Origin of the sequence: Alkalimarinus alittae, assembly GCF_026016465.1 — a bacterium.
GTDB classification, from domain to species: domain Bacteria; phylum Pseudomonadota; class Gammaproteobacteria; order Pseudomonadales; family Oleiphilaceae; genus Alkalimarinus; species Alkalimarinus alittae.
Map to the genome: position 1 here is coordinate 32,533 of NZ_CP100390.1, position 21,328 is coordinate 53,860.

The window sequence follows — 21,328 nt, forward strand, 5'->3', positions numbered from 1 at the left end:
ATTATGATGGCGTCATGCAAAAGACCTTCGGCCAACTCAATCAACTACTCATTAACTATGCCGATATCTGGCGTGTATCGCCTTTTTCTACCCCAAAGCCGCTCTGGCTAGATCAATATCCCGCACTTCAAGAATGGCTACTAACGTTAACTGAAGATGAGGTAGACCGCCTACAAGGTGATGATAGTTTGCTCTGTCAGCAAATAGCCCCTTACTTTCCGGTTGCTCAAGACATACGCTCGTTAATACAGTTTCCTTTTTGTGAGAGTAAAAAATCAATAGCAAGATCTTACGCCTGGCAGCGAGATGTCCCCGGTAGAAAGGCTGAGCAAATCGAAGCGTTTGCGGCTGCGACAGGTGAGGTCTCAAACCCGTTAATTGAGTGGTGCTCGGGTAAGTTGCATTTAGGGCGTTATTTGGCAGAGCAGTTTAATGTACCTGTATTGGGGTTAGAGATTAATAACAGCTTAGTGCAGCAGGCCAACCAGCTGGCACAACGCATGAATAGTGACGCCAGAGTAGAGCAGTGCGATGTATTAAGTGAGGGTGCGGTGAGCCGATTGAATGATCAGCACCACGCCATCGCATTACATGCCTGTGGCGGGTTGCATGTTAGTTTATTAGAGGGGTGTGTTGAGCAGCGCGTGAAGCGCATCACCTTTGCACCTTGCTGTTATCATCGTTTTAATCAGCGCGCAATTTATCAACCGATGTCAGTAATCGCTAAAAATAGCGCGTTAACACTTGATGGTGATGACTTGCGAAGTGCCGTAAGGCAGAGCAACACCGCTGCCGAGCGAGAGCGAGTGAAAAGAAAAAAACTACAGCGCTGGCGGTTGGGGTTTGACTTATTACAGCGGGACGTTAGAGCTGTTGACGAATACCTGCCGGTTCCGTCGTTGTCGGTGAAACTATTGGATGGGACGTTTCGTGATTTTTGCCTGCATGTGGCTGATATAAAAGGGCTAACGATTTCAAAGGATCTCGATTTTGAAGAGTATGAGGTAAGCGGCGAAAAGCGCTTTTATGAATACTCTCGATATGAGCTAGTTCGAATGACCTTTCGACGAGCACTTGAATGCTGGTTGGTGCTAGACCGAGTGATGTATTTGGAAGAGCATGGGTATCGTTGTTCTATTTCTCAATTTTGCGATGCAGCGTTAACGCCTCGAAACGTGCTTATTGATGCTTTTCGACATGGCGAGAATAAGCACTAGACGCCATTATTGCTCGGCAAGATAAAAAGCCGCTAGGCCATTAAAGTCTTGAAAAGGGTAGCCGCTCGTCACTCCGGTTTAAAATTAAAAAAATGCGTACGGGAGCTAATTTTTGGATCGTTTAAAGAGAAAGAGTAACTAAATGCTGTTAATATGAGTACTCGCGATTGAGCTAAGTGTTGATCAGAAAAGATACAGGGAGGTAATGGATGTTTGCGATATTATTAAGCGATAAAATGGACCCGTTCTACCAGAACATTGCGTCTTTCCCCACCGCTTTTTTTACCTTCTTTTTAGTGATCTGTTTGCTCTACTGGCTAGTTGCCGTACTCGGGTTAATTGATCTTGATGTCTTAGATTTCGATATTCCCGACCCTGACGGCCAGTTAGGGGTTAATCAAACAGATTTAAGCACGCCCGATATGTTAGCAGGCCTAATGCTGAAATTAGGGCTTTACGGTGTGCCGGTGACGATCATCGTTTCATTTATTGCTTTGTTTGGTTGGTTTACGTGCTACTTTGTTGTTCATTTTCTTTTTGGGTTTATACCAGATGGTTTTTTGCGTTACTTAGCTGGACTGCCCGTTTTACTAGTAACGCTCTATTTCTCGACGATGCTGACAGCTTACACAATTAGACCCATTCGCCCGCTGTTTAAAAAAGCGAGTCAGAATACGGTGACAGAAGTACTAGGACGAACCGCCATTGTGCGTACATCTAAAGTAAATAATAGTTTTGGCGAAGTGTTCCTTGCAGATGGTGGCGCAGGGCTCATATTGAAGGCGCGATCGACTGGCGATGAAGTATTCAACAAAGGTGATCGAGTGGTGTTATTGGAATACATGGAGGTAGAAAATGTTTATCGTGTTATATCAGAAAAGGAATTTTTGAATTGAACCGTGCTTGCTCTAAATTCGCCAAAGGGGTCACCTCCGCTTTGGCGAGGATGACAACTCAGTGTAAGCACAGATTATTACTAAACTAGATTCAATTTTATTAATGAGCGTCACACAAAATTTTAAAGAAAATGGAGTAATTTAAATGGCAGATTTGTCTGTATTAATGCCTATCGCTGTAGGTATAGGTATATTTTTCGCAATATTAATGGGACTTGCCGCTTTATTTAAAGCCTTCTATATCAAGGTTGCCCAGGGAACGGCGTTGATTGTTAACGATATGAGCTCTAAGCCTAAAGTGCATTTTACCGGCGCATTGGTTTATCCCATCATTTACAAAAAAGAGATGATGAAAATCTCGTTAATCACCCTAGAGGTTGATCGCCGAGGTAAAGATGGACTGATTTGCTTAGACAATATGCGAGCCGATATCACGGTTGCGTTTTATTTGCGGGTTAATGAAACCGCCGACGATGTATTGCGCGTCGCCAAGTCCATTGGTGCTGATCGCGCATCTGATAAAGATGCCGTATATGAACTGTTTGCAGCCAAGTTCTCAGAAGCACTAAAAACAGTCGGTAAGCAGATCGAGTTTGTTCAGTTATTTGAAAACCGTCTGCAGTTTCGTGAAAAAATTATTGAAGTGATTGGCGATGACCTGAATGGCTATGTACTAGAAGATGTGGCGATTGATTATCTAGAGCAGACGCCAAAAAGTGCGCTAGACCCTAGTAATATTCTTGATTCAGAAGGTATTAAAAAGATTACCCAGCTGACCGCTAACCAGAATGTAATCACAAACGACCTAGAGCAAAACGAAGCGCTCGCTATTAAGAAAAAGAATGTTGAAACCCGCGAAGCGATGCTTGAATTAGAGCGCCAACAAGCGGATGCAGAAGCGAAGCAAGAGCGTGAAGTGGCTACGATTAGAGCGCGTGAAGAAGCCGAAACACTTAAAGTTCAAGAAGAAGAACGTAAGAAGTATGAAGCGACCCGTATTCAGGTCGAGCAAGACTTAGCCGTTCAAACTGAAAATCAGCAACGCGAAATAGAAGTGGCTGAACAGAACCGTCAGCGTGCAGTGGCTATTGAGCAAGAGAAAGTGACTCGCGCAAGAGATTTAGAAATCGTCTCTCGTGAACGTGAAGTTGAGCTACAGAAAATTGAAGCTGAAAAAGCAGTAGAAGTTGAGAAAAAAGAAATCGCTAACGTGATTCGAGAGCGTGTCGTTGTTGATAAAACGGTGGCTATTGAAGAAGAGCGTATTAAAGAAGTACGTGAAGTCTCTGAAGCAGATCGAGCTAAGCAAGTACAGGTCTTAGCCGCAGAAGCACAGGCTGATGAAGAGAAAGTGAAACAGGTTAAAGCAGCAGAAGCAGAAGATCTTTCAGCGAAGCACAAAGCCTCTGAAATTACGATTATGGCACAGGCAAACCTTGAAGCATCAGCTAAAGAAGCTGACGCCAAGAAAAAGCTTGCGGAAGGTATACAAGCAGAAGAAGCCGCAAGCGGTTTAGCAGAAGCCAAAGTACAAGAAGCTAAAGCGGATGCACTTGAAAAAGAAGGCCTCGCAGAAGCGAACGTGGTTGCTGCAAGAGGCGAAGCAGAAGGTAAAGCGCTACGCGATAAAGGCTTGGCCGATGCAGAAGTGGTTGCCGCTAAGGGAGAGGCAGAAAGTAAAGCACTACGCGATACCGGCTTAGCCGACGCAGAAGTGATTGCCGCGAAAGGTAGCTCAGAAGCGAAAGCACAGAAAGAAGTGGGTATGGCGGGTGCAGACGTAACCCGTGAGCAATTTAAAGCAGAGGCTGATGGACTGGTTGAGAAGTTCGATGCAATGGGCTCAATGAGTGATAAAGCACGTGATCACGAAGAGTTCCGTATGAGCCTTGAAACCGCCTTCAAAGAAGCGATTGCTTCTATCGAAGCAGGTAAAGAGATTGCTAAAGACAACGCAGATGTACTGTCTACCGCACTACAGAAAGCCAAAATCGATATTGTGGGCGGCGAAGAGCACTTCTTTGATACGTTTGCCAAGTCATTGTCATTAGGTAAGGCGATTGATGGCTTATCTACCAAGAGCAGCACGGTTAGTGCACTACTGGCGAAAGTAATGGATGGTCAGGGAAAGGGCTCAACGGTGGAAGAAGAGCGCTAGTCTAAGATCTGGATAGATATTGTCTAGAATTACATTCTTGGTGTCACCCCCGCGAAGGCGGGGATCCATCGTTTTTTGAGAGCGGATTGTAAATGTTGTCTATGTCATCCTCGCGCAGGCGGGGGCCATCGCTCTTCATTATATGGATTCCCGCCGTTGCGGGAATGACTCAGAGGTTATGGTCATATGTAAAAGGATCGAAAGATGGCACAGCAGAACCAGTCTACCGGCGATAGCAATGTCGAAAACGCAGTGGCCGCCGGTGGTGCTTATGAGGTCATTCGTAAGCGTCTTTCTGAGCAAGGCAAAACGCTCAATCAACTCACCCGTCATTTAAACGAATCCAGACTCGAAGAGTTTGGCAGCTCAGACATGAGTGTGGTGTCACGGGTACGAGTGAGAACAGAAAATAACAGTGTTGCCCGCGATATGGTGCAGGTCGGTGACTACCTGTTGTTTGGGTATAATGTTTTTTTGGGGCTTAAAAAAGAGACCAAAATTGAAGATGTATTTTCGCTTTTTCGCCTTAAAAATGAAGGCGATCACTACGACCTTGAACCCGCAGACGACGAACCTAGTTTTTTAACACAAGCCTCGTTTGTTAGTGACTTTGACGAACTCTACCGCTATTACAAGCATACTCGGCTCGTAGAGCTGAGTGTGAAAAATGGCAAACTATTGGCAGGTTTTCAGATTGGTGAACGGTTAGAAGATCTTCGCGTTTTCCGCTGGTCTGTGTCTGCAGACGGTAAAGATGTTCAGTACATTGATAGCCGTGGTGAGCGGGATATTCAGCTACCCCCTGCTTACGACTTTGAGTGGACGGGCACCACTCGTGAAGACTCGGTTAATGGCCGTCATCCTCATATTAATATTCTGGATAAAGTATTTGTTGAGACTGTAGGCGGTGATTTAACCGTTAAGATTGAAAACAATACTGAAGACGGTTTAGGTATCTATCGCGAGCCTGTCGAAGACGATACCCAATCTATTGATGATGCAGACTATTTTTATGCCGAACTGGGCGGTTTAATTCTGCTCAAAATAAAGCCCTATCGTGAAGAAACTTGGCGTCATCTTATTTTTAATACGATGACAGAAGAAGTGCTTCGAATTGATGCGATTGGTCAGTCTTGTGTTCAGTTGCCCGAAGATCACGGCGTGATATTCCCTGGCGGCTATTATTTGCAGACCGGCGAATATAAAACCTTTGAGCAAGATAGCGTTAATAGCGAAAGCGGTGGTTTAAAGTTTAAGCAAATGATTCGCTCGCCCAATGGCGAAGATGTGCTGTATGTCTTCTATGAACCAGAAGAGGGCGTGGTTGGTTTATTTGCCTATAACCTCATTAGTAAAGAACTACAGAACCCTATATATGGGCACGGTTATGCGCTTTCAGACGCGGGTAAGCTGGTGGTGTTTTCTGCTGAAAGTGAGCCTACGCGCATTCATCCTATGCAGATTTGGCAGACTCCGTTTGTGAGTCAGGAGTTTGCTAGCAAAGCGGAAGTCAGTCAGTCGTTTTTTGGCCGTATTGGCAATGCAGCCTTGGTGCGAGGTGTGTCTGACCTGTATAGCGTTTGCCGTTTAATCGACAATCAATCGGTTTCTTCAAAAGTGTATGAAGAGCTCAGCAAAACCGCTGCTAAGATCTTTGATGCTCATTATTGGATAGCAGACTATAACGCAGCAGAGCAACCCTCTGTTGAGTCAATACTCAAAGAAATCACCCAAACATCAGAGTTGGTGATTGATGAGTTTGAAAAAGTAGAAAGTATTCGTCGGCAGTCACAGCAATCCATGACCGAAGCCGAAGCTGCACAAAATGATATTTTACTCTCCATTCGCCCTGAAAACTGGGAGATAGCAGAAGAGTATGTTCAAGCGCTTGATCGTTTACGTCATCAACGCGGCCACCTAGCGACCATTAAAGAACTTCGTTACATTGACCTTGAGCGCATTGCCGCCTTGGACGAACAACTGGTTGAGGCGCAGGCTCAATTAAGCGAGCAGACGGTTACGTTTCTGTCGAATGAGGAAGCATTAACCCCTTATTTGGCAAAAATAGATGAGCTGAACAAAGAGGTTGATGAAGCTGAAACCATCGCCTCATTAACACCACTAATCGAAACGATAGAGTCAACGGCGTCTGGGTTAGATCTATTATCTGAACTGATGGCTAGCCTTAAAGTGGATGATGCAACGGTTCGCACGCGCATCATTGATTCCATTTCAGAAGTCTACTCAAAGCTTAATCAAAGCAAAGCCACGGCGCGCCATAAGCAGAAGAACTTAGGTTCAGAAGAGGCTATTGCTCAGTTTGGCGCTCAGTTTAAGTTGTTTTCTCAAAGCATCACTAATGCATTGGGCATGGCGAACACACCTGAGCGTTGCGATGAACAGCTATCGCGCTTGTTGGTTCAGTTAGAAGAACTTGAAAGCCAGTTTAGCGAATATGACCAGTTCCTCTCGGATATTATGGCTAAGCGAGAGGAAATTTATGAGTCGTTTGAGTCACATAAGCAGCAACTATTGGATGAACGACAGCGTAAAGCCCAGTCAGTCACCGATGCTGCAGACCGAATCTTAGCAAGTATTGAACGCCGTTCGCTAAAATTTACCGAAGCGGATGAGCTGAACACTTATTTTGCGTCTGATGCGTTGGTGCTTAAAACCAGAGAAATGGTCGAGCGACTGCGAGCGCTAGATAGTGCGGTTAAAGCAGACGATGTAGAGTCGCGTTTTAAATCCATCAAAGAGCAAGCGCTACGTTCACTCAGAGATAAGACCGATATTTACGAAGAAGGCGGTAAGGTCATTAAGCTGGGCCCACGCCATAAGTTTAGCGTGAATACCCAAGCGCTTGATCTCACCATCTTGCCTCGTAATGGCGAATTGAATGTTCACCTGACGGGGACCGACTTTTTTGAACCGCTGACGCGCCCAGAGTTACTCAAGCTACGCCCTTATTGGGATATGACTCAAGAGTCTGAAACACCTTCGGTTTACCGAGCTGAATATTTAGCCTCGCTCATGCTGCAAGCTGCTGATAAAGACGCGCATGAACTGAGTCATGACCTTTTGCGTGAGGCCTTGTTAGATCAAGATCAATTACTTAAATTGGTCAGAGATTTTGCTACGCCACGCTATAAAGAAGGCTATCAAAAAGGGATTCATGATCATGATGCAGTATTGCTTCTACAGCAGCTGATACCGGCGATGGACAGTGCAGACTTGTTAAAGTTTGACCCGCTATGCCGAGCTTTAGCGCAAGTTTTTTGGGCGAATACCATTCATGCAGGGCGAGAAGATCAGTCGGTGTTGCTTGCTATAAAAGCAAAGGCCGAAACATGGCATGAGCGGGCACAGTCTGCTGCGAATATGCTGACCATTTTTAATAATCAGCGCGCCACTCAGCTGTTGATTGAAGAGGCCGCGCAATCTATTCGCTTGTTTATTGAACTGTATCCTATCGACGTTACTGAGCGTGATATTGACCGAGCGGCGGAATACCTTGTCGCAGAGCTAAGTCGTGAACGTGTCGATTTTATATCCAGTAAGTATGCTCAATTACTGGTAGATGAGCTTAAACGTACCTTAGATGATACGTCGTGGCGCAAGTACCAGTCGACACTCGAAAAACTTAAAGGGCAGGTAGCCGAGCGCTGGAATTTGAGTGCGTCATGGCTGATTGCATTGGTAGAAGGTAAGCAACTCGATCATTTAGTGCGTTATATCCCTGAAGCCATTGCCTTGGTGAATGCTGATGGGCGGTTAGAACGTCGGCCTACCGAAGTGGATGTTGAACTAACGGTTTCGGGGTTATTAGGCGATCACCCTCGGATTCAAAACCAGCAGCTCTCGTTTGCTTTAGATGAGTTTTTCCAACGACTCGATGATCATCAACAACGAGTGGTGAAAGGCTATCATGATTATTTAGCGCTGCGTCAGTCGATTATCGATGAAGAACGCGATGCGTTAAGGCTAGAAACGTTTAAGCCAAAGCCATTAAGCTCTTTTGTGCGTAATCGATTGATTAATGAATCTTATTTGCCGCTTATTGGTGATAACTTAGCGAAGCAGATGGGCACCATCGGGGAGAATAAACGTTCTGATCTGATGGGATTATTAATGATGATCTCGCCACCGGGCTACGGTAAAACCACCTTAATGGAATACGTCGCTAGCCGACTGGGTTTGATATTCATGAAGATCAACTGCCCGTCACTGGGCCATGATGTTCTGTCGTTAGACCCTGAGCAAGCTCCTAATGCCACAGCTCGGCAAGAGCTAGAGAAACTGAATCTAGGCCTAGAAATGGGTAATAACGTGATGCTCTATCTAGATGATATTCAGCATACTCACCCTGAGTTTCTGCAGAAGTTTATCTCTCTTTGTGATGGTACTCGTCGTATTGAAGGTATCTGGAAAGGCCAGACTAAAACGTACGACATGCGCGGCAAGAAGTTTTGCGTGGTGATGGCGGGTAACCCGTATACTGAATCAGGCGAAGCGTTTAAGGTGCCAGACATGTTGGCTAACCGAGCAGATATTTATAACCTCGGTGATATCTTAGGCGGTATGGATGAGCAGTTTGCATTGAGTTATATCGAAAACAGCTTAACGTCTAACCCGGTACTCGCGCCGTTGGCAACGCGGGACATGGACGATACTTATAAACTGGTGAAATTGGCGCAGGGCGAAAGCATCGCCACCACCGATTTGAAGCATCAATATAGCGGTGCTGAAGTGAATGAAATCACCGGCGTATTGAAAAAACTGTTTACGATTCAAGAGATTATTCTCAAGATCAATCAGCAATATATTGCATCGGCCGCCCAAGATGATACCTACCGCACCGAACCTTCATTCAAGCTCCAAGGTAGCTATCGGAACATGAACAAGATGGCTGAAAAAGTTTCATCTGTCATGAACCAAGATGAACTGATGCAGATGATTTCTGATCACTACTTAGGAGAGTCTCAACTGCTGACCAGTGGCGCTGAAGAGAACCTGCTTAAACTGGCTGAGCTTCGGGGCAATATGACCGATGAAGAGCGACAGCGCTGGGCACAAATCAAGAAAGACTTCTTACGCAACAAAGCCATGGGCGGGGATGATGCCGATGTAGGCGGAAAAGTGATTGCTCAACTGGTGGACTTGGTCGATGGCGTTAAGCAACTAGGCCATGCGGCAGAAAGTGTTGTGGCTAGTAATGAGTTGAGTGCAGGAGATGATTCGGGTGAAGCCGCTGCGAGTCAACAACTTGATGTGATTAACAGCTCGTTGAATCGCATAGGTGATGTTTTGTCCGAAGGCTATAAGGCGATACAGAACCAAAAGCCGGAGGCAGAAAAGGTACAGCCAGCCCCTAACGTTGAAGTGATAAACCAGCCAGTTCCGGGTCTGGATAAAGTGCTGCATGTACTGGCTAACACAATGGAAAATAGCATCTTTCCATTAGTCAGAGCCATGGATAAGAAGATTGATATTGATCTTCGAACCCATGACAAAATGGCTGAAATATCTACTCAACTCAGACAGCTAGAATCAGAACTAAAGGGCTCAAACGAGTGATTAATGCTTTTTGGAAGCGGTTTAAGATTGTATTAACCGTCTGTGCTGCAATGAGTGTAGTGCACCTGGTTAATATGGCGTTAGGTGGGCAATTGAATCAATTTGGGATACTCCCTCGTGATCCCAATAGCCTACCTTACATCTATAGCTCGCCACTGCTACACGGTAATTTAAGTCACCTGATTAATAATTTAATCGGGCTGGCGATATTCAGTTGGCTTTGTTTACTGAGAACCGTGCGGCTCTATGTCTGGAGCAGTCTGTTTATTATCACTCTAACCGGTATTCTGGTTTGGCTGTTCGGTCGTCATGCTATGCATATCGGTGCCAGTGGTTGGGTCTTTGGACTATGGAGTTTGAGTATCGCGCTCGCCTGTTTTGATCGACGCCCCCTTAATATATTAATCGCCCTTGTAGTGGTGTTTTTATATGGCGGCATGATATATGGCGTACTCCCGCAAGATGCCTCGATTTCGTTTGAAGCCCACTTTTTTGGGGCTATATCGGGGGTGTTGGCCGCATGGCTGTCTACCTGGAAGGTTTTTAAGAGAAATAAAGTTAGAAGGAAGTAAAAAATGAGACTAAAGGAACTAGAAACTCAGCTACGAGAAACGTTGGACGATATTAAATTATGTAATGATGAAAAGGTCGAGTTAAGAGCCTTAGCGCCTTCTTTGTCAAAGGATGAGCGTCGTTTTCTCAGAAACAAAGGCTTTGATTGGGTGCGGGAATGCATTGATCAAGACCCAAGCCAAACCTTTAAAGTGATTAAGTGGTTGGAGCAGGTGGTTAAAACGCTGGATAGCGGTGCGGTTGAAAATACCGTTGAAAGCTCAGCTCACTTTAGCCCAGGCGATGAGTGCCGTCGTAAGATTATCGACTTGTGTCATCAGGCTAAACAGTCGATTGATATCTGCGTCTTTACCATATCAGATGACACCCTGAGTGAAGCAATTTATAAGGCGCATAAACGGGGTATTGAGGTCAGAATTATTACTGACAATGACAAATCTAACGATTTAGGCAGTGATGTGGATGATTTAGCCGCTAAAGGTGTGAGTCTTAGAATGGATCGAAGTCCAAACCATATGCATCATAAGTTTGCAGTGTTTGATCATTCAATTTTGCTCAATGGCAGCTTCAACTGGACTCGCAGTGCGTCTCGCTATAATGAGGAGAACATCGTGATCAGCGGTGAAGTTGCCATTGTTGATGAGTTCCAGCGTAAGTTTGAGGCGCTTTGGTCGCTCTTTGGTAGATCGTCAGCTAGTGTTTGACGATGTTTGAGTCTCGCTCCAAGACCTTACCGCCTGTAATGACCATAGAGATCTTCCGGGTGTTGTTAATATCTTCCCGGAAGTCGCCATCTAGTATGAGTAAGTCTGCTTTAGCCCCTTCTGCTATATAGCCTAAGCCCTGCGTAAGGTTTAACTCCTCAAGGTATCGGCCAGACAAGTAAGTGGCCGCCGCAATGGCTTCAGCGGGCGTAAAACCACACCGTTCAACCAGCATTTGTAATTCATCATGCAGTGATGAGCCAGCCACGTTCGCCACATTAGGGGAGTCAGACGCGGCCAATATTCGGATACCTGCCGCTTTCATGCGTTTTATGTTCTCAAACTTGAGATCCTTAAACACATTGACTTCATGAGCGTAATTCTGAATTTCAGGCTTTTGATCGTCCATGGTTAAGCCAGAAGGGCGATTATTGTAGGACTCCAATAAATCTACTTCAAGAATCTCTTTATCCATCGTGTTAAACGTGAGTTCATCCTGAAAAATACGGTCCATCTGGCTGAATACGACCAGTGTTGGTGCAATCGTAACGTTGGCGGCTTTCATTCTTGCTATGGTTTGATCAGAAATACTGGATCGGTAAACACCGTGTACAAAGTAGTCAACGCCAGCGTCCATTCCGGTAATCAGGTCGGCCTCAGAGCCAATATGCGCGCCCACCTTGAGCCCTAACTTCTTAGAATGCTCAACCGCAACGGCGGCCTCTTCTACGGAAAGCGATGGAATGCCTAAAGGTATTTGATCGATTACAATCTTAGTCATCGATGAGCCCTTCGATTTATATTCATCGATGTACGCTACGATATCTTCCGCATCATCTACAGACCCTACGATTTGGCTAATAGCAAAGCTTGATGCCGGCCAGGGAAATGACTCCTTCATCATATAAGACGGGTGTCCATTACGCTTACTGATCATGGGACCGGCATAAAAAATGCGTGGGTTAACACGGTCTTCTTCAGTGACACGTTCGACTGTTTTCTGGATATCATTAATCGGGGCGCCCATATCAAAAACAGTCGTGACGCCTGAATATAGAAATGCAGACAAATTACGATCCACTAAGGTGTTATCAGGTACTCTCATTTTCCATGTAGGGGTTCCCGGGCCATGCGTATGTACATGCATATCAATAAGCCCAGGGATAATCATTTTGCCTTTAGCATCAATGATTTCAGCACCTTCTAAAATGATTTCTTGGTCGCTAACTCGTTCGATGCTGCCATTACGAATAAGAATGCTCTGGTTTACACGTACAGGTTCATCAGGGTGGCCGCTGAACAGATCTGCATTTTGTATAATAATCGCTGAAGTGTTTTCACTCTTGATAGCAAGAGGTGGGGCAGTTGAAAATAGAGAGCAACTGCTAATAATAAAGGCGCTTAATACAACCAAGCAAATATTGCTTAACGTTGATAAGTGGTGCATGGGTGGCGTCCTATTGTCACTAATGAATAAAAAGTAGTGGTGAGGTTAATGCAACTGTGGTTAATTAAGCAAAGTGTTTTTATTGATTGTGGTACGTATGTATCATATTTAGTGCGGGCATAGCGAGGGGTTAAGCATCTTTGATGTTGGAGAATAGATTTGACTGAGTCCACTGAATTAAAGCAAAAAAAGATAATCGCAGCGGCTATTCAACTAGAGGCCACCACTGGCGACGTGAGTATTAACCTAGAGCGAGCGGAGTCTTTGTCTCTTGAGGCGATCTCAAAAGGGGCGAGGGTAATTGCACTGCCTGAGTTTTTTACTGCTAGAGTCGCTTTTAAAGAAGACGCATATAACGCAGTTTTGCCGCCGGACAATGAGGCCGTTAATCTTCTCAAATCTATCGCCGCCCGTCATGACTGTTGGATTGGCGGCTCTATGTTGATTGCGGACGGGGGTGAGGTGTATAACCGGTACCACTTTGTTGAGCCCGACGGCACGACGCATCACCATGATAAAGACCTTCCGACGATGTGGGAAAGGGCATTTTATGCCCCGGGCAATGATGATGGTGTTTTTAATACCCCATTAGGTGGTGTTGGCGCAGCCGTTTGTTGGGAGCTTATACGCACACAAACCCTGCGCCGCCTTATTGGCAAAATAGACATTGCGATGACCGGTTCTCATTGGTGGACAATGCCTAATAATTGGGGAGAATTTACTAACCAAGCATTTGCAGCGATTGCTCAATACAACCGTTATTTGTCTGAAAACGCCCCAGGAGAACTAGCAAGACGTTTAGGAGTACCAGTATTACATGCCTCCCATTGTGGTCAATTTAGTACTGACTTTATGCTGATGCCTGGTGTATCAAAAACACTGCCTTACAATACGGAGTTTGTCGGTGGCACCCAAATTGTTGACGGTTATGGTCATGTCTTGGCTTATCGTCAGGCACAAGAAGGCCCAGGCATCGTGATGGCAGAGATATCCCCCGGAGCCATTGAACCTCGCCAAGAAACGCATCGCAATTTTTGGTTACCAGGTATGCCGCTAGCGATGAAGCTTTACTGGCACCAGCAAAACGTCTGTGGAAAATCTTACTACCGAAAGAAAGGTAGGCAGATGGGGATTGAAAATGCGAGGCGAATTATTAAAGAGAGTGTTTAATTTATTAGCGTTTCTTTATGGCTTAAAGCGGTTAAATATGGGTGGCTTTACTGAGCGTTTGTCGTTATTGCTTGTACCGTTAATACGTTAAGCACTCAACAGTTATAACTGATCTTTTCCTCGATAATGTCGTATATAGACACTATACTCGAACTGATATACGGTAGCCTTCTATATCAGGAGTATGGTTTCTTTTAGTTACCAATCCACCGTGTTAAATATAAAAAGCACCGTTATTATGAAGCAAACCCAGCCCGATTCTGAAGCCTCCAATTCTCTAACACCCGCTGACTGAACCTTCGGCTATGTCTAACGATGGTCGCTGGTTTGCTGTACGCACGATGCCTTATCGAACGCAAGACAACCGTATTGATGGGGTGGTGATTGTTTTTTCTGATATCACCGTTGCCAAAAATGCATCAGATGAGTTATTCGACTCACGTCAAATTTTACTTAAAATTATTGACAGTATTCCCCAGCGTGTTTATTGGAAGGGGCGAGATTCCGTTTATCTAGGTTGTAACCAAGCGTTCGCGAAAGATTGCGGTTATGAAGGTGTTGACGATTTAATCGGTAAAACGGATGATCAAATGGCCTTGCCAAATCACTATACCGCAGATGATTGCTTGGTGATGGAGAGTGGCAGGAGTATGCTTAAGTTAGAAGAAGCATTAGCTGATTCAGAAGGTACGCGAATCTGGCTGAACTCGAATAAAGTGCCATTAATGGATAAGACAGGTCGCGTGGCAGGGATGCTGGGAACCTACGAAGATATATCAGAGCGAAAGCGACTGGAAGAGAATGCTCGAGTGTTGGGATTATCTTCATTACAAGAGCGGTTTGATACACAGTCAGAGCAGTTGCAGCAAGCGAAAGGTAAGTTACAAGAAAAGAACGGCTAAAAACAATAAAAAGGAAGAGGGTATGAGTAAGCTACCACGGCACCCCACTCAAATTACCGGCTCGCTACTTCAAAAGGCTGAAGACCGCCTGCGTAATCAAGAAGCTGAAGATACTCTTTCTGAATTGAGCGCCATCGCTGATGCTCGTCTTTTACATGAACTACAAGTACACCAAGTAGAACTGGAGTTACAAAACGAAGAGCTACTTGCCGCCCGAACTGCCGCCGAAAAAGCTGCTGCTGATTATGCTGATCTTTATGACTTTGCGCCCGTGGGCTATATCAGCCTAAACCAAGACGGAAATATTACCCGAGCAAATCTTGCAGGTGCGAGCCTTCTAGGCTGTGAACGTAGTCAATTGCAAGGTAAGTACTTGAGAGCGTTTGTTACTGAGGCGTCAATACCTGAATTTAACACCTTCTTTTTGAACGTTTTTTCTGAAGATATACACCCCGGTTGTGAAATTATAATACGGGTTAATAACCAGTTATTAAATGTCCACTTAGATGCGTGCCCTAGTCGTGATGGGTTGGAATGCCTTGTTGTTTTGAGGGACACTACGGAACTTAAGCAAGCACAAGCAAAGCTTCAACTCGCTGCCAGCGTTTTCTCCCATGCTCGTGATGGAATTATTATTACCGATGCTAATGGGTGCATCGTTAAAGTTAATGACAGCTTTACGCGCATTACTGGCTATAGCCAAGAAGAAGTGCTGGGTAAGAACCCTAGAATTTTGCAGTCTGATCGTCAGACCCCACTGTTCTATTCAAGACTGTGGAAGGCATTATTGAATGAAGGCCACTGGTCTGGTGAAATCTGGAATCGTCACAAGAACGGTACACTCTTTGCCGAGATGATCACAATAAGCGCTGTGTGTGACTTAAAAGGTAAGACATTACAATATGTTGCCCTGTTCACTGATATAACGTCCATGAAAGTGCACCAGAAACAGCTCGAGCATATGGCTAATTACGATGTTTTAACTCAGCTTCCTAATCGTATGTTGTTTGCGGATCGATTAAAACATGCGATGCAGCAGTGCAGTCGGCGCGACCAAATGTTAGCCGTCGCATTTCTTGACCTTGATGGGTTTAAAAAAATTAATGATAAGTATGATCACAGCGTAGGTGATGATTTCTTGATCACGATCTCTCAGCGTTTGAGCGAAGCGTTACGTGAAGGTGACACTTTGGCCCGTATTGGGGGCGATGAGTTCGTGGCTGTATTGGTGGATCTTGAAGAGCGAAATGATTGCATACCTGTATTGGATAGGTTGTTACAGGCTGCATCCAAACCGGTGACTCATGGTAAAGAAACAATGCAGGTATCTGCAAGCATTGGTGTCACCATGTACCCTCAAAACGGCTCAGATTCAGATCAGTTACTGCGTCAGGCTGATCAAGCCATGTATCTAGCTAAAGATGAGGGCAGGAACCGTTATCAGTTCTTTGATATACACTCGGCAGCCGCCGTTAGAAACCTTAATCAACGCATACAGCATATACAACTCGGCATCGACCGTGGCGAGTTTGTATTACTTTATCAACCCAAAATAAATATGAAGACTGGCTTAGTGGTGGGTGTCGAAGCGTTGATACGCTGGAAGCACCCAGAGCGCGGTTTATTAGGGCCAGATCTATTTTTGCCGTCTATAGAGGGGCACCCCATTAGTATAGATTTGGGTGAATGGGTTATAGAGACAGCTTTAAAGCAGACCAGCGAATGGCACTCTGAGGGGCTGAACCTACCGGTGAGCGTTAATGTAGGTGCTTTTCAATTGCAAGATCATAACTTTTTAGCTCGATTAACCGAGATGCTTAAAGCTTACCCCGAAGAGCCTCGGGGTCAGCTAGAGTTGGAAATATTAGAGACAAGCGCACTAGAAGATGTTACTCAGGTGAGTACGCTGATGGAGGCCTGTAAAGATTTGGGGGTTGATTTTGCACTTGACGACTTTGGTACTGGATATTCCTCACTGACCTACCTTAAGCACTTGCCCGCGGCATCCATTAAAATTGATAGAAGCTTTGTTCGTGATATGCTAACAGACTCTGATGACTTAGCGATCGTGCAGGGTGTTATTGGTCTTGCTGACGTGTTTCGTCGCCAAGTAATTGCAGAAGGTGTTGAGACTAAAGCTCATAGTACTATGTTAATGGCGATGGGCTGCGAATTGGCGCAAGGCTATGGTATTGCATGGCCTATGCGAGCAGCTAACATCCCAGGCTGGGTAACTAAATGGGAGGCCAATGCGACCTGGGCAGTCTAAAAAATGGGCTGCTAAGATTATTAACTTAAGATATAGTCATATTTGTCTTTTACTTGCATCCAAACTCCAATAATGATGAACAGCAACCCTGAAGCACTAAGTCCATTTTTAGGCCTCGGCATCTCTTTGTTATTAGGGCTGCTGGTCGGCATCCAACGTGGTTGGATAAGTCGAAATAAGGCTTCCGGTGAACGTATTGCCGGCATCCGTACACATGCCTTAATTGGCCTTTTGGGTGGCCTCTGTGGCCTATTATCCACTATCTTTAGTGAGCTAATTCTAGGGCTTACGTTTCTGTCGCTCTCTATTGTTGTGACTGCCGCGTATATTAATAGCCAGCGTTCAAATGCCGATAATAGCATTACAGGCTTGATTGGAATTCTATTAACCTTTGTGTTTGGTGCGCTGGTGCTGTTAGGCCAACCTATAGTTGCAGCCTCTGCTGCGGTGGTTACGGTCTTTATACTCGATAATAAAACTGAGATTCACGGTGCGCTCAAAAAGCTCGAAGACCATGAGCTTGATGCAGGGTTACGCTTACTGCTTATATCGGTAGTAATGCTGCCATTGTTGCCTAATCAGGGTTATGGCCCCTGGGATGCTATTAACCCCTATGAGCTTTGGTGGATGGTCGTATTAATCGCGACTATATCATTTGTGGGCTACTTCTCTATGAAGATTGGCGGGCCAGAAAAAGGCATTATGTTTACCAGTTTCTTTGCGGGGCTAAGCGCCTCAACGGCACTGACATTACATTTTTCAAAGCTCTCAAAAGATCAGCCGTCACTTAGCCCGTTATTGGCTAGCGGTATATTAGCTGCTTGCGGTACGATGTTTCCTCGAATATTGTTAGTGGCCGGTGTGATCAATCGAGATTTATTGGTAGACCTATGGCTACCGATTATCGTGATGATGATGTGCTGCTATGTACCCGCCATTATCATCTGGCAACGAAACCGAGGCGTTAAGTTTGAACATCCCAGTGCTAAACAGAACCCCTTAGAGCTAAGTGCGGCATTTATATTTGGCTTAGTATTGCTCGTGATTATGCTGCTCTCACACGCTCTGCAAGAATGGTTTGGCGACCTTGGCGTTCTGCTGTTGTCTGTCGCCTCAGGTATTACCGATGTAGATGCTATTACACTAACCTTAAGTCGTGACACCGCTAATCAGCTATCCGTATCTACTGCTGTCGCCGGTATCACGCTTGCGGCAGCGGTGAATAGCTTAGTAAAGGGGGGCATGGCGGCGGCGATTGGACACCGCTCATTGGCCATTAGAGTGATGCTACCCATGTTTACGGCCGTGGTTTTGGGGCTGTTAACTGCCTATTTAATCAAGTAGTAAGCACTTTACAAGCATTCAATGTTTTAAGATTGCATCAGCTATTGGCAAAAACCTAACTTTAGTTAGGTCTCAACCCTACCTCGCCTTTGTCATACTCATTATCAGACCTATCGTTATTTCGATTATTACCAGTAAGGGAGAATATGATGAGTAGTGCCGTGACGCCAAACCCCGCAGATTTGATGGGGTCGGGTAATGAACAACACGTAACAGAAGAAGAACGTAAGTGGGCGGTCGCTAAGCGATATTGGTATCTTATTACCTTGATCGTACCGGTTCTTTTGATTTTTTCTGGTGTAATGGCGATCGAAACCCAATCAGGTCAGTGGTTGTGGTTGTTGGTGACCGTGTTCTTTATTGTTATTCCTATTGTTGATTTTATTTGTGGCTCTGACTCGTTTAACCCGTCAGAAGAAGAACAAGCCGTGCTAAAAGATGACCGTTTTTATGTGAAGATCCTTTATGCTGCTACCGCTCTACAGTGGGCAGGATTAGTGTCTATGACGTGTGTCGTTACACAAGGTGATTTCTCTTGGTTTAATATTCTAGGTGCTATTCTAAGTGTTGGCGCGATGCATGCGGTTGGCCTGACTATGAGCCACGAGCTAGGCCATAAAATGAATGATAAAAACCAGGTGCTGGCGGCTAAAATCTGTTCAGCTTGTTGCGGTTATGCCCACTTTAATATTGAGCATAATAAAGGGCACCATAAAGATGTAGCGACACCTGAAGACCCCGCTTCTTCGCGTATGGGCGAATCACTCTATCAGTTTGCGTTGCGTGAGTTGCCGGGTGCTGCACGACGAGGCTGGAACCTTGAAGCCAGTCGATTGAATCGTCAAAAGCGAAGCGTGTTTTCAATCCATAATGAATTATTGCAAAGCTTGGCCGTTACGGTGGTTGCTTACGGTATCATGACGTTTCTGTTTGGTTGGATGGCGCTTCCGTTTTTATTGATTAGCGCGGCTTACGGTTGGTTTCAGTTAACCATGGCAAACTATATAGAACACTATGGCTTACTACGCCAGACGTTAGAAAATGGGCGCTTTGAGCGCTGCCAGCCTCATCATTCATGGAATAACAATTTTAAAGCCTCTAACTTGTTAACCCTGCACTTACAGCGTCATTCTGACCACCACGCACATCCGACTCGCCCTTATCAGTTATTACGTGACTACCAAGATGCACCTGAGTTGCCTCATGGCTACCCCGGAATGATGGGAATGGCGCTGATTCCTCCTGCATGGCGGATGATTATGGATCATCGCGTTGTCGAATGGGCGGGTGGTGATATGGAGAAGGTGAATATTGATCCTGCTCAGCGAGAAGAAATCTTCAGCAAGTTCCATAACCCGAAACTCGCGACGGCATAAGGAGAAGCATCATGGCAACGTATCAGTGTCCAGACTGTGGATATGTCTACGACGAGAAAGTGGGTTGTGAGCACGAGGGGTATCCGGCGGGTACTCAGTGGGAGGATATCCCCGAAGAGTTTCCCTGCCCTGATTGCTTTGTTCGTGAGAAGCCAGACTTTGAAATGTTAGAAGGCGGTAAATAGCATGAGTTATCAAAAATACTGCTGCGTAACCTGTGATTTGGTGTATGACGAAGCAGCCGGTTGGCCTGATGAAGGATTCCCCGCGGGGACAAAGTGGGAAGAAATTCCCGATGATTGGACTTGTCCGGAGTGCTCGGCGTCCAAGTCAGACTTTTACTTAGTCACTTAATTCGTGCCCCGACCCCCCCCTGTAGGTCGGGTTTCAACCCAGCACGGAGGTAAAACCAAACGATTACCGGTACACTAGATTATAGCTGGAGAGGCTATTATGACCGTTGTTAATAAAAGTATCGTCATCATAGGCGCAGGCCATGCCGGCCTTACCCTGGCAAGAGAAATACGAGCAAACTGCAACACTACAACAATCACGATCATCAGCCGCGAAGCGATTCGGGGATACTATAAACCGAACTTATCCAAGGCGTTGTCAATGCACAAAGCGCCTGATCAGCTAGTGATGAAGCAAACTGAAACGATCGCAGAAGAACTCAATGCAACACTGTTAGGCCGGTTTACCGTTATCGAGATTAATTCTGGGCGAAAAGAAGTCAAAGGGCTGTTAAATGATTCAGAAGAAAGCAGCGTGATGACGATACCTTACGACTCATTAGTGATGGCAACGGGTGCCAGCCCCATCCGGCTGCCTATTGAGCGAGACTTAACAACACCGTTGTTATCCATCAATAACCTCGAAGACTATGAAACATTTAGATCGCGTATTGAGCAAAAGAAAAAGATACTCATTATAGGCGCAGGATTTGTGGGCTGCGAGCTCGCCAGTGACCTTATCTCTAGTGGTTATGAAGTCGATATCATAGACCAGTGTGAATGGCCGTTGCAGCGTTCTATGCCTGAAGTTATGGGCACAGAAATCAAAAAGGCCATGGCGGAGCAGGGCGTAAATTGGCATTTGGGCGTGACCTTATTATCGGTTACGAAAAACGAGCAGGGAGCCATGTTAGGTAGTTTATCAGATGGCACGACCATTCAAATTGATGAGGTGGTTTCTGCGGTGGGTTTGATACCCAACACCCGCTTAGCACGAGGTGCAGGCGTAGCGGTGCAACGGGGTATCGAGGTTGATGCCTTCTCACAAACTCATCAGCCCGATGTATATGCCTTGGGTGACTGCGTAGAATACCAAGGGGTTACCTTGCCTTTTATTGCGCCCGCGACCCATGCGGCAAAAGCATTGGCAAAAACACTAACCGGCACAAAGACCGCGCTAGCGTTACCTGCATTACCGGTTGCAGTAAAAATAAGGGCCTGCCCAACGGTGGTGTGCCCACCGCTGATAAAAAAAGGTATATGGCAAGTGCAAGGGGCGGGTATGAATCTAGAGGCGCACTTTATTAATGAACGCGGTCAGCTGTCAGGTTTTGCGTTAATCGGGCAGTGTATTTCGAAGAAAACCAAGTTGGCGTCGGAGTGCATACCGACATTGACGCCTATAGTCGATATCAACGCTTCGCGTGAGGCGGTTGCTTGAGCAACGTGACCGCAAGGTCGA

15 protein-coding genes are annotated in these 21,328 nt (G+C 45.6%); 14 read left to right on the forward strand and 1 reads right to left on the reverse strand.

Features of this window, described 5'->3' with window-relative positions:
- The first annotated feature begins 14 nt into the window (after positions 1 to 14).
- From NKI27_RS00165 to NKI27_RS00190, 6 genes are all read left to right on the forward strand, one after another.
- Entirely contained in the window at positions 15 to 1,217 is a 1,203-nt protein-coding gene (locus NKI27_RS00165; RefSeq protein ID WP_265047678.1) for an SAM-dependent methyltransferase, read from the forward strand.
- A gap of 209 nt (positions 1,218 to 1,426) precedes the next feature.
- The gene (locus NKI27_RS00170) at positions 1,427 to 2,113 is read left to right on the forward strand and encodes a hypothetical protein (RefSeq protein WP_265047679.1); all 687 of its coding nucleotides are present in this window, start codon (positions 1,427 to 1,429) and stop codon (positions 2,111 to 2,113) included.
- A 145-nt stretch (positions 2,114 to 2,258) separates the two neighbouring features.
- On the forward strand, positions 2,259 to 4,271 hold the full coding sequence (locus NKI27_RS00175; RefSeq protein WP_265047680.1) for a flotillin family protein: 2,013 nt from the start codon (positions 2,259 to 2,261) through the stop codon (positions 4,269 to 4,271).
- Between the two features lie 204 nt (positions 4,272 to 4,475).
- Positions 4,476 to 9,848, forward strand: a complete 5,373-nt coding sequence (locus NKI27_RS00180) for a DNA repair ATPase (RefSeq protein ID WP_265047681.1) — start codon at positions 4,476 to 4,478, stop codon at positions 9,846 to 9,848.
- Positions 9,845 to 10,420 carry a rhomboid family intramembrane serine protease gene (locus NKI27_RS00185; RefSeq protein WP_265047682.1) on the forward strand — a complete coding sequence of 192 codons (576 nt, stop codon included), beginning with the start codon at positions 9,845 to 9,847 and terminating at the stop codon, positions 10,418 to 10,420. Before NKI27_RS00180 ends, NKI27_RS00185 begins: the two co-directional genes overlap by 4 nt.
- A gap of 3 nt (positions 10,421 to 10,423) precedes the next feature.
- Positions 10,424 to 11,125 (forward strand): phospholipase D-like domain-containing protein, encoded by a 702-nt coding sequence (locus tag NKI27_RS00190; RefSeq protein ID WP_265047683.1) that lies wholly within the window; start codon positions 10,424 to 10,426, stop codon positions 11,123 to 11,125.
- Here NKI27_RS00190 and NKI27_RS00195 read toward each other — a convergent pair.
- Entirely contained in the window at positions 11,115 to 12,572 is a 1,458-nt protein-coding gene (locus NKI27_RS00195; RefSeq protein WP_265047684.1) for an amidohydrolase family protein, read from the reverse strand. The genes NKI27_RS00190 and NKI27_RS00195 overlap by 11 nt on opposite strands.
- A gap of 159 nt (positions 12,573 to 12,731) precedes the next feature.
- On the opposite strand from NKI27_RS00195, the gene NKI27_RS00200 reads away from it, so the two are divergent.
- From NKI27_RS00200 to NKI27_RS00235, 8 genes are all read left to right on the forward strand, one after another.
- Positions 12,732 to 13,742, forward strand: a complete 1,011-nt coding sequence (locus tag NKI27_RS00200) for a carbon-nitrogen hydrolase family protein (RefSeq protein WP_265047685.1) — start codon at positions 12,732 to 12,734, stop codon at positions 13,740 to 13,742.
- A gap of 305 nt (positions 13,743 to 14,047) precedes the next feature.
- On the forward strand, positions 14,048 to 14,644 hold the full coding sequence (locus NKI27_RS00205) for a PAS domain-containing protein (RefSeq protein ID WP_265047686.1): 597 nt from the start codon (positions 14,048 to 14,050) through the stop codon (positions 14,642 to 14,644).
- A 22-nt stretch (positions 14,645 to 14,666) separates the two neighbouring features.
- A complete protein-coding gene (locus tag NKI27_RS00210; RefSeq protein ID WP_265047687.1) occupies positions 14,667 to 16,913 on the forward strand; it encodes a sensor domain-containing protein in 2,247 nt (748 codons plus the stop codon).
- Between the two features lie 72 nt (positions 16,914 to 16,985).
- Positions 16,986 to 18,257 carry an MgtC/SapB family protein gene (locus NKI27_RS00215; RefSeq protein WP_265047688.1) on the forward strand — a complete coding sequence of 424 codons (1,272 nt, stop codon included), beginning with the start codon at positions 16,986 to 16,988 and terminating at the stop codon, positions 18,255 to 18,257.
- Between the two features lie 146 nt (positions 18,258 to 18,403).
- Positions 18,404 to 19,633, forward strand: coding sequence for an alkane 1-monooxygenase (locus NKI27_RS00220; RefSeq protein ID WP_265047689.1), 1,230 nt, complete (start codon positions 18,404 to 18,406; stop codon positions 19,631 to 19,633).
- 11 nt (positions 19,634 to 19,644) lie between these two features.
- Positions 19,645 to 19,818: a rubredoxin gene (locus NKI27_RS00225; RefSeq protein WP_265047690.1), complete on the forward strand. Its 174-nt coding sequence runs from the start codon at positions 19,645 to 19,647 to the stop codon at positions 19,816 to 19,818.
- Position 19,819: 1 nt separating this feature from the next.
- The gene (locus NKI27_RS00230; protein WP_265047691.1) at positions 19,820 to 19,987 is read left to right on the forward strand and encodes a rubredoxin; all 168 of its coding nucleotides are present in this window, start codon (positions 19,820 to 19,822) and stop codon (positions 19,985 to 19,987) included.
- 99 nt (positions 19,988 to 20,086) lie between these two features.
- A complete protein-coding gene (locus NKI27_RS00235; RefSeq protein WP_265047692.1) occupies positions 20,087 to 21,307 on the forward strand; it encodes an FAD-dependent oxidoreductase in 1,221 nt (406 codons plus the stop codon).
- Positions 21,308 to 21,328: the final 21 nt, after the last annotated feature.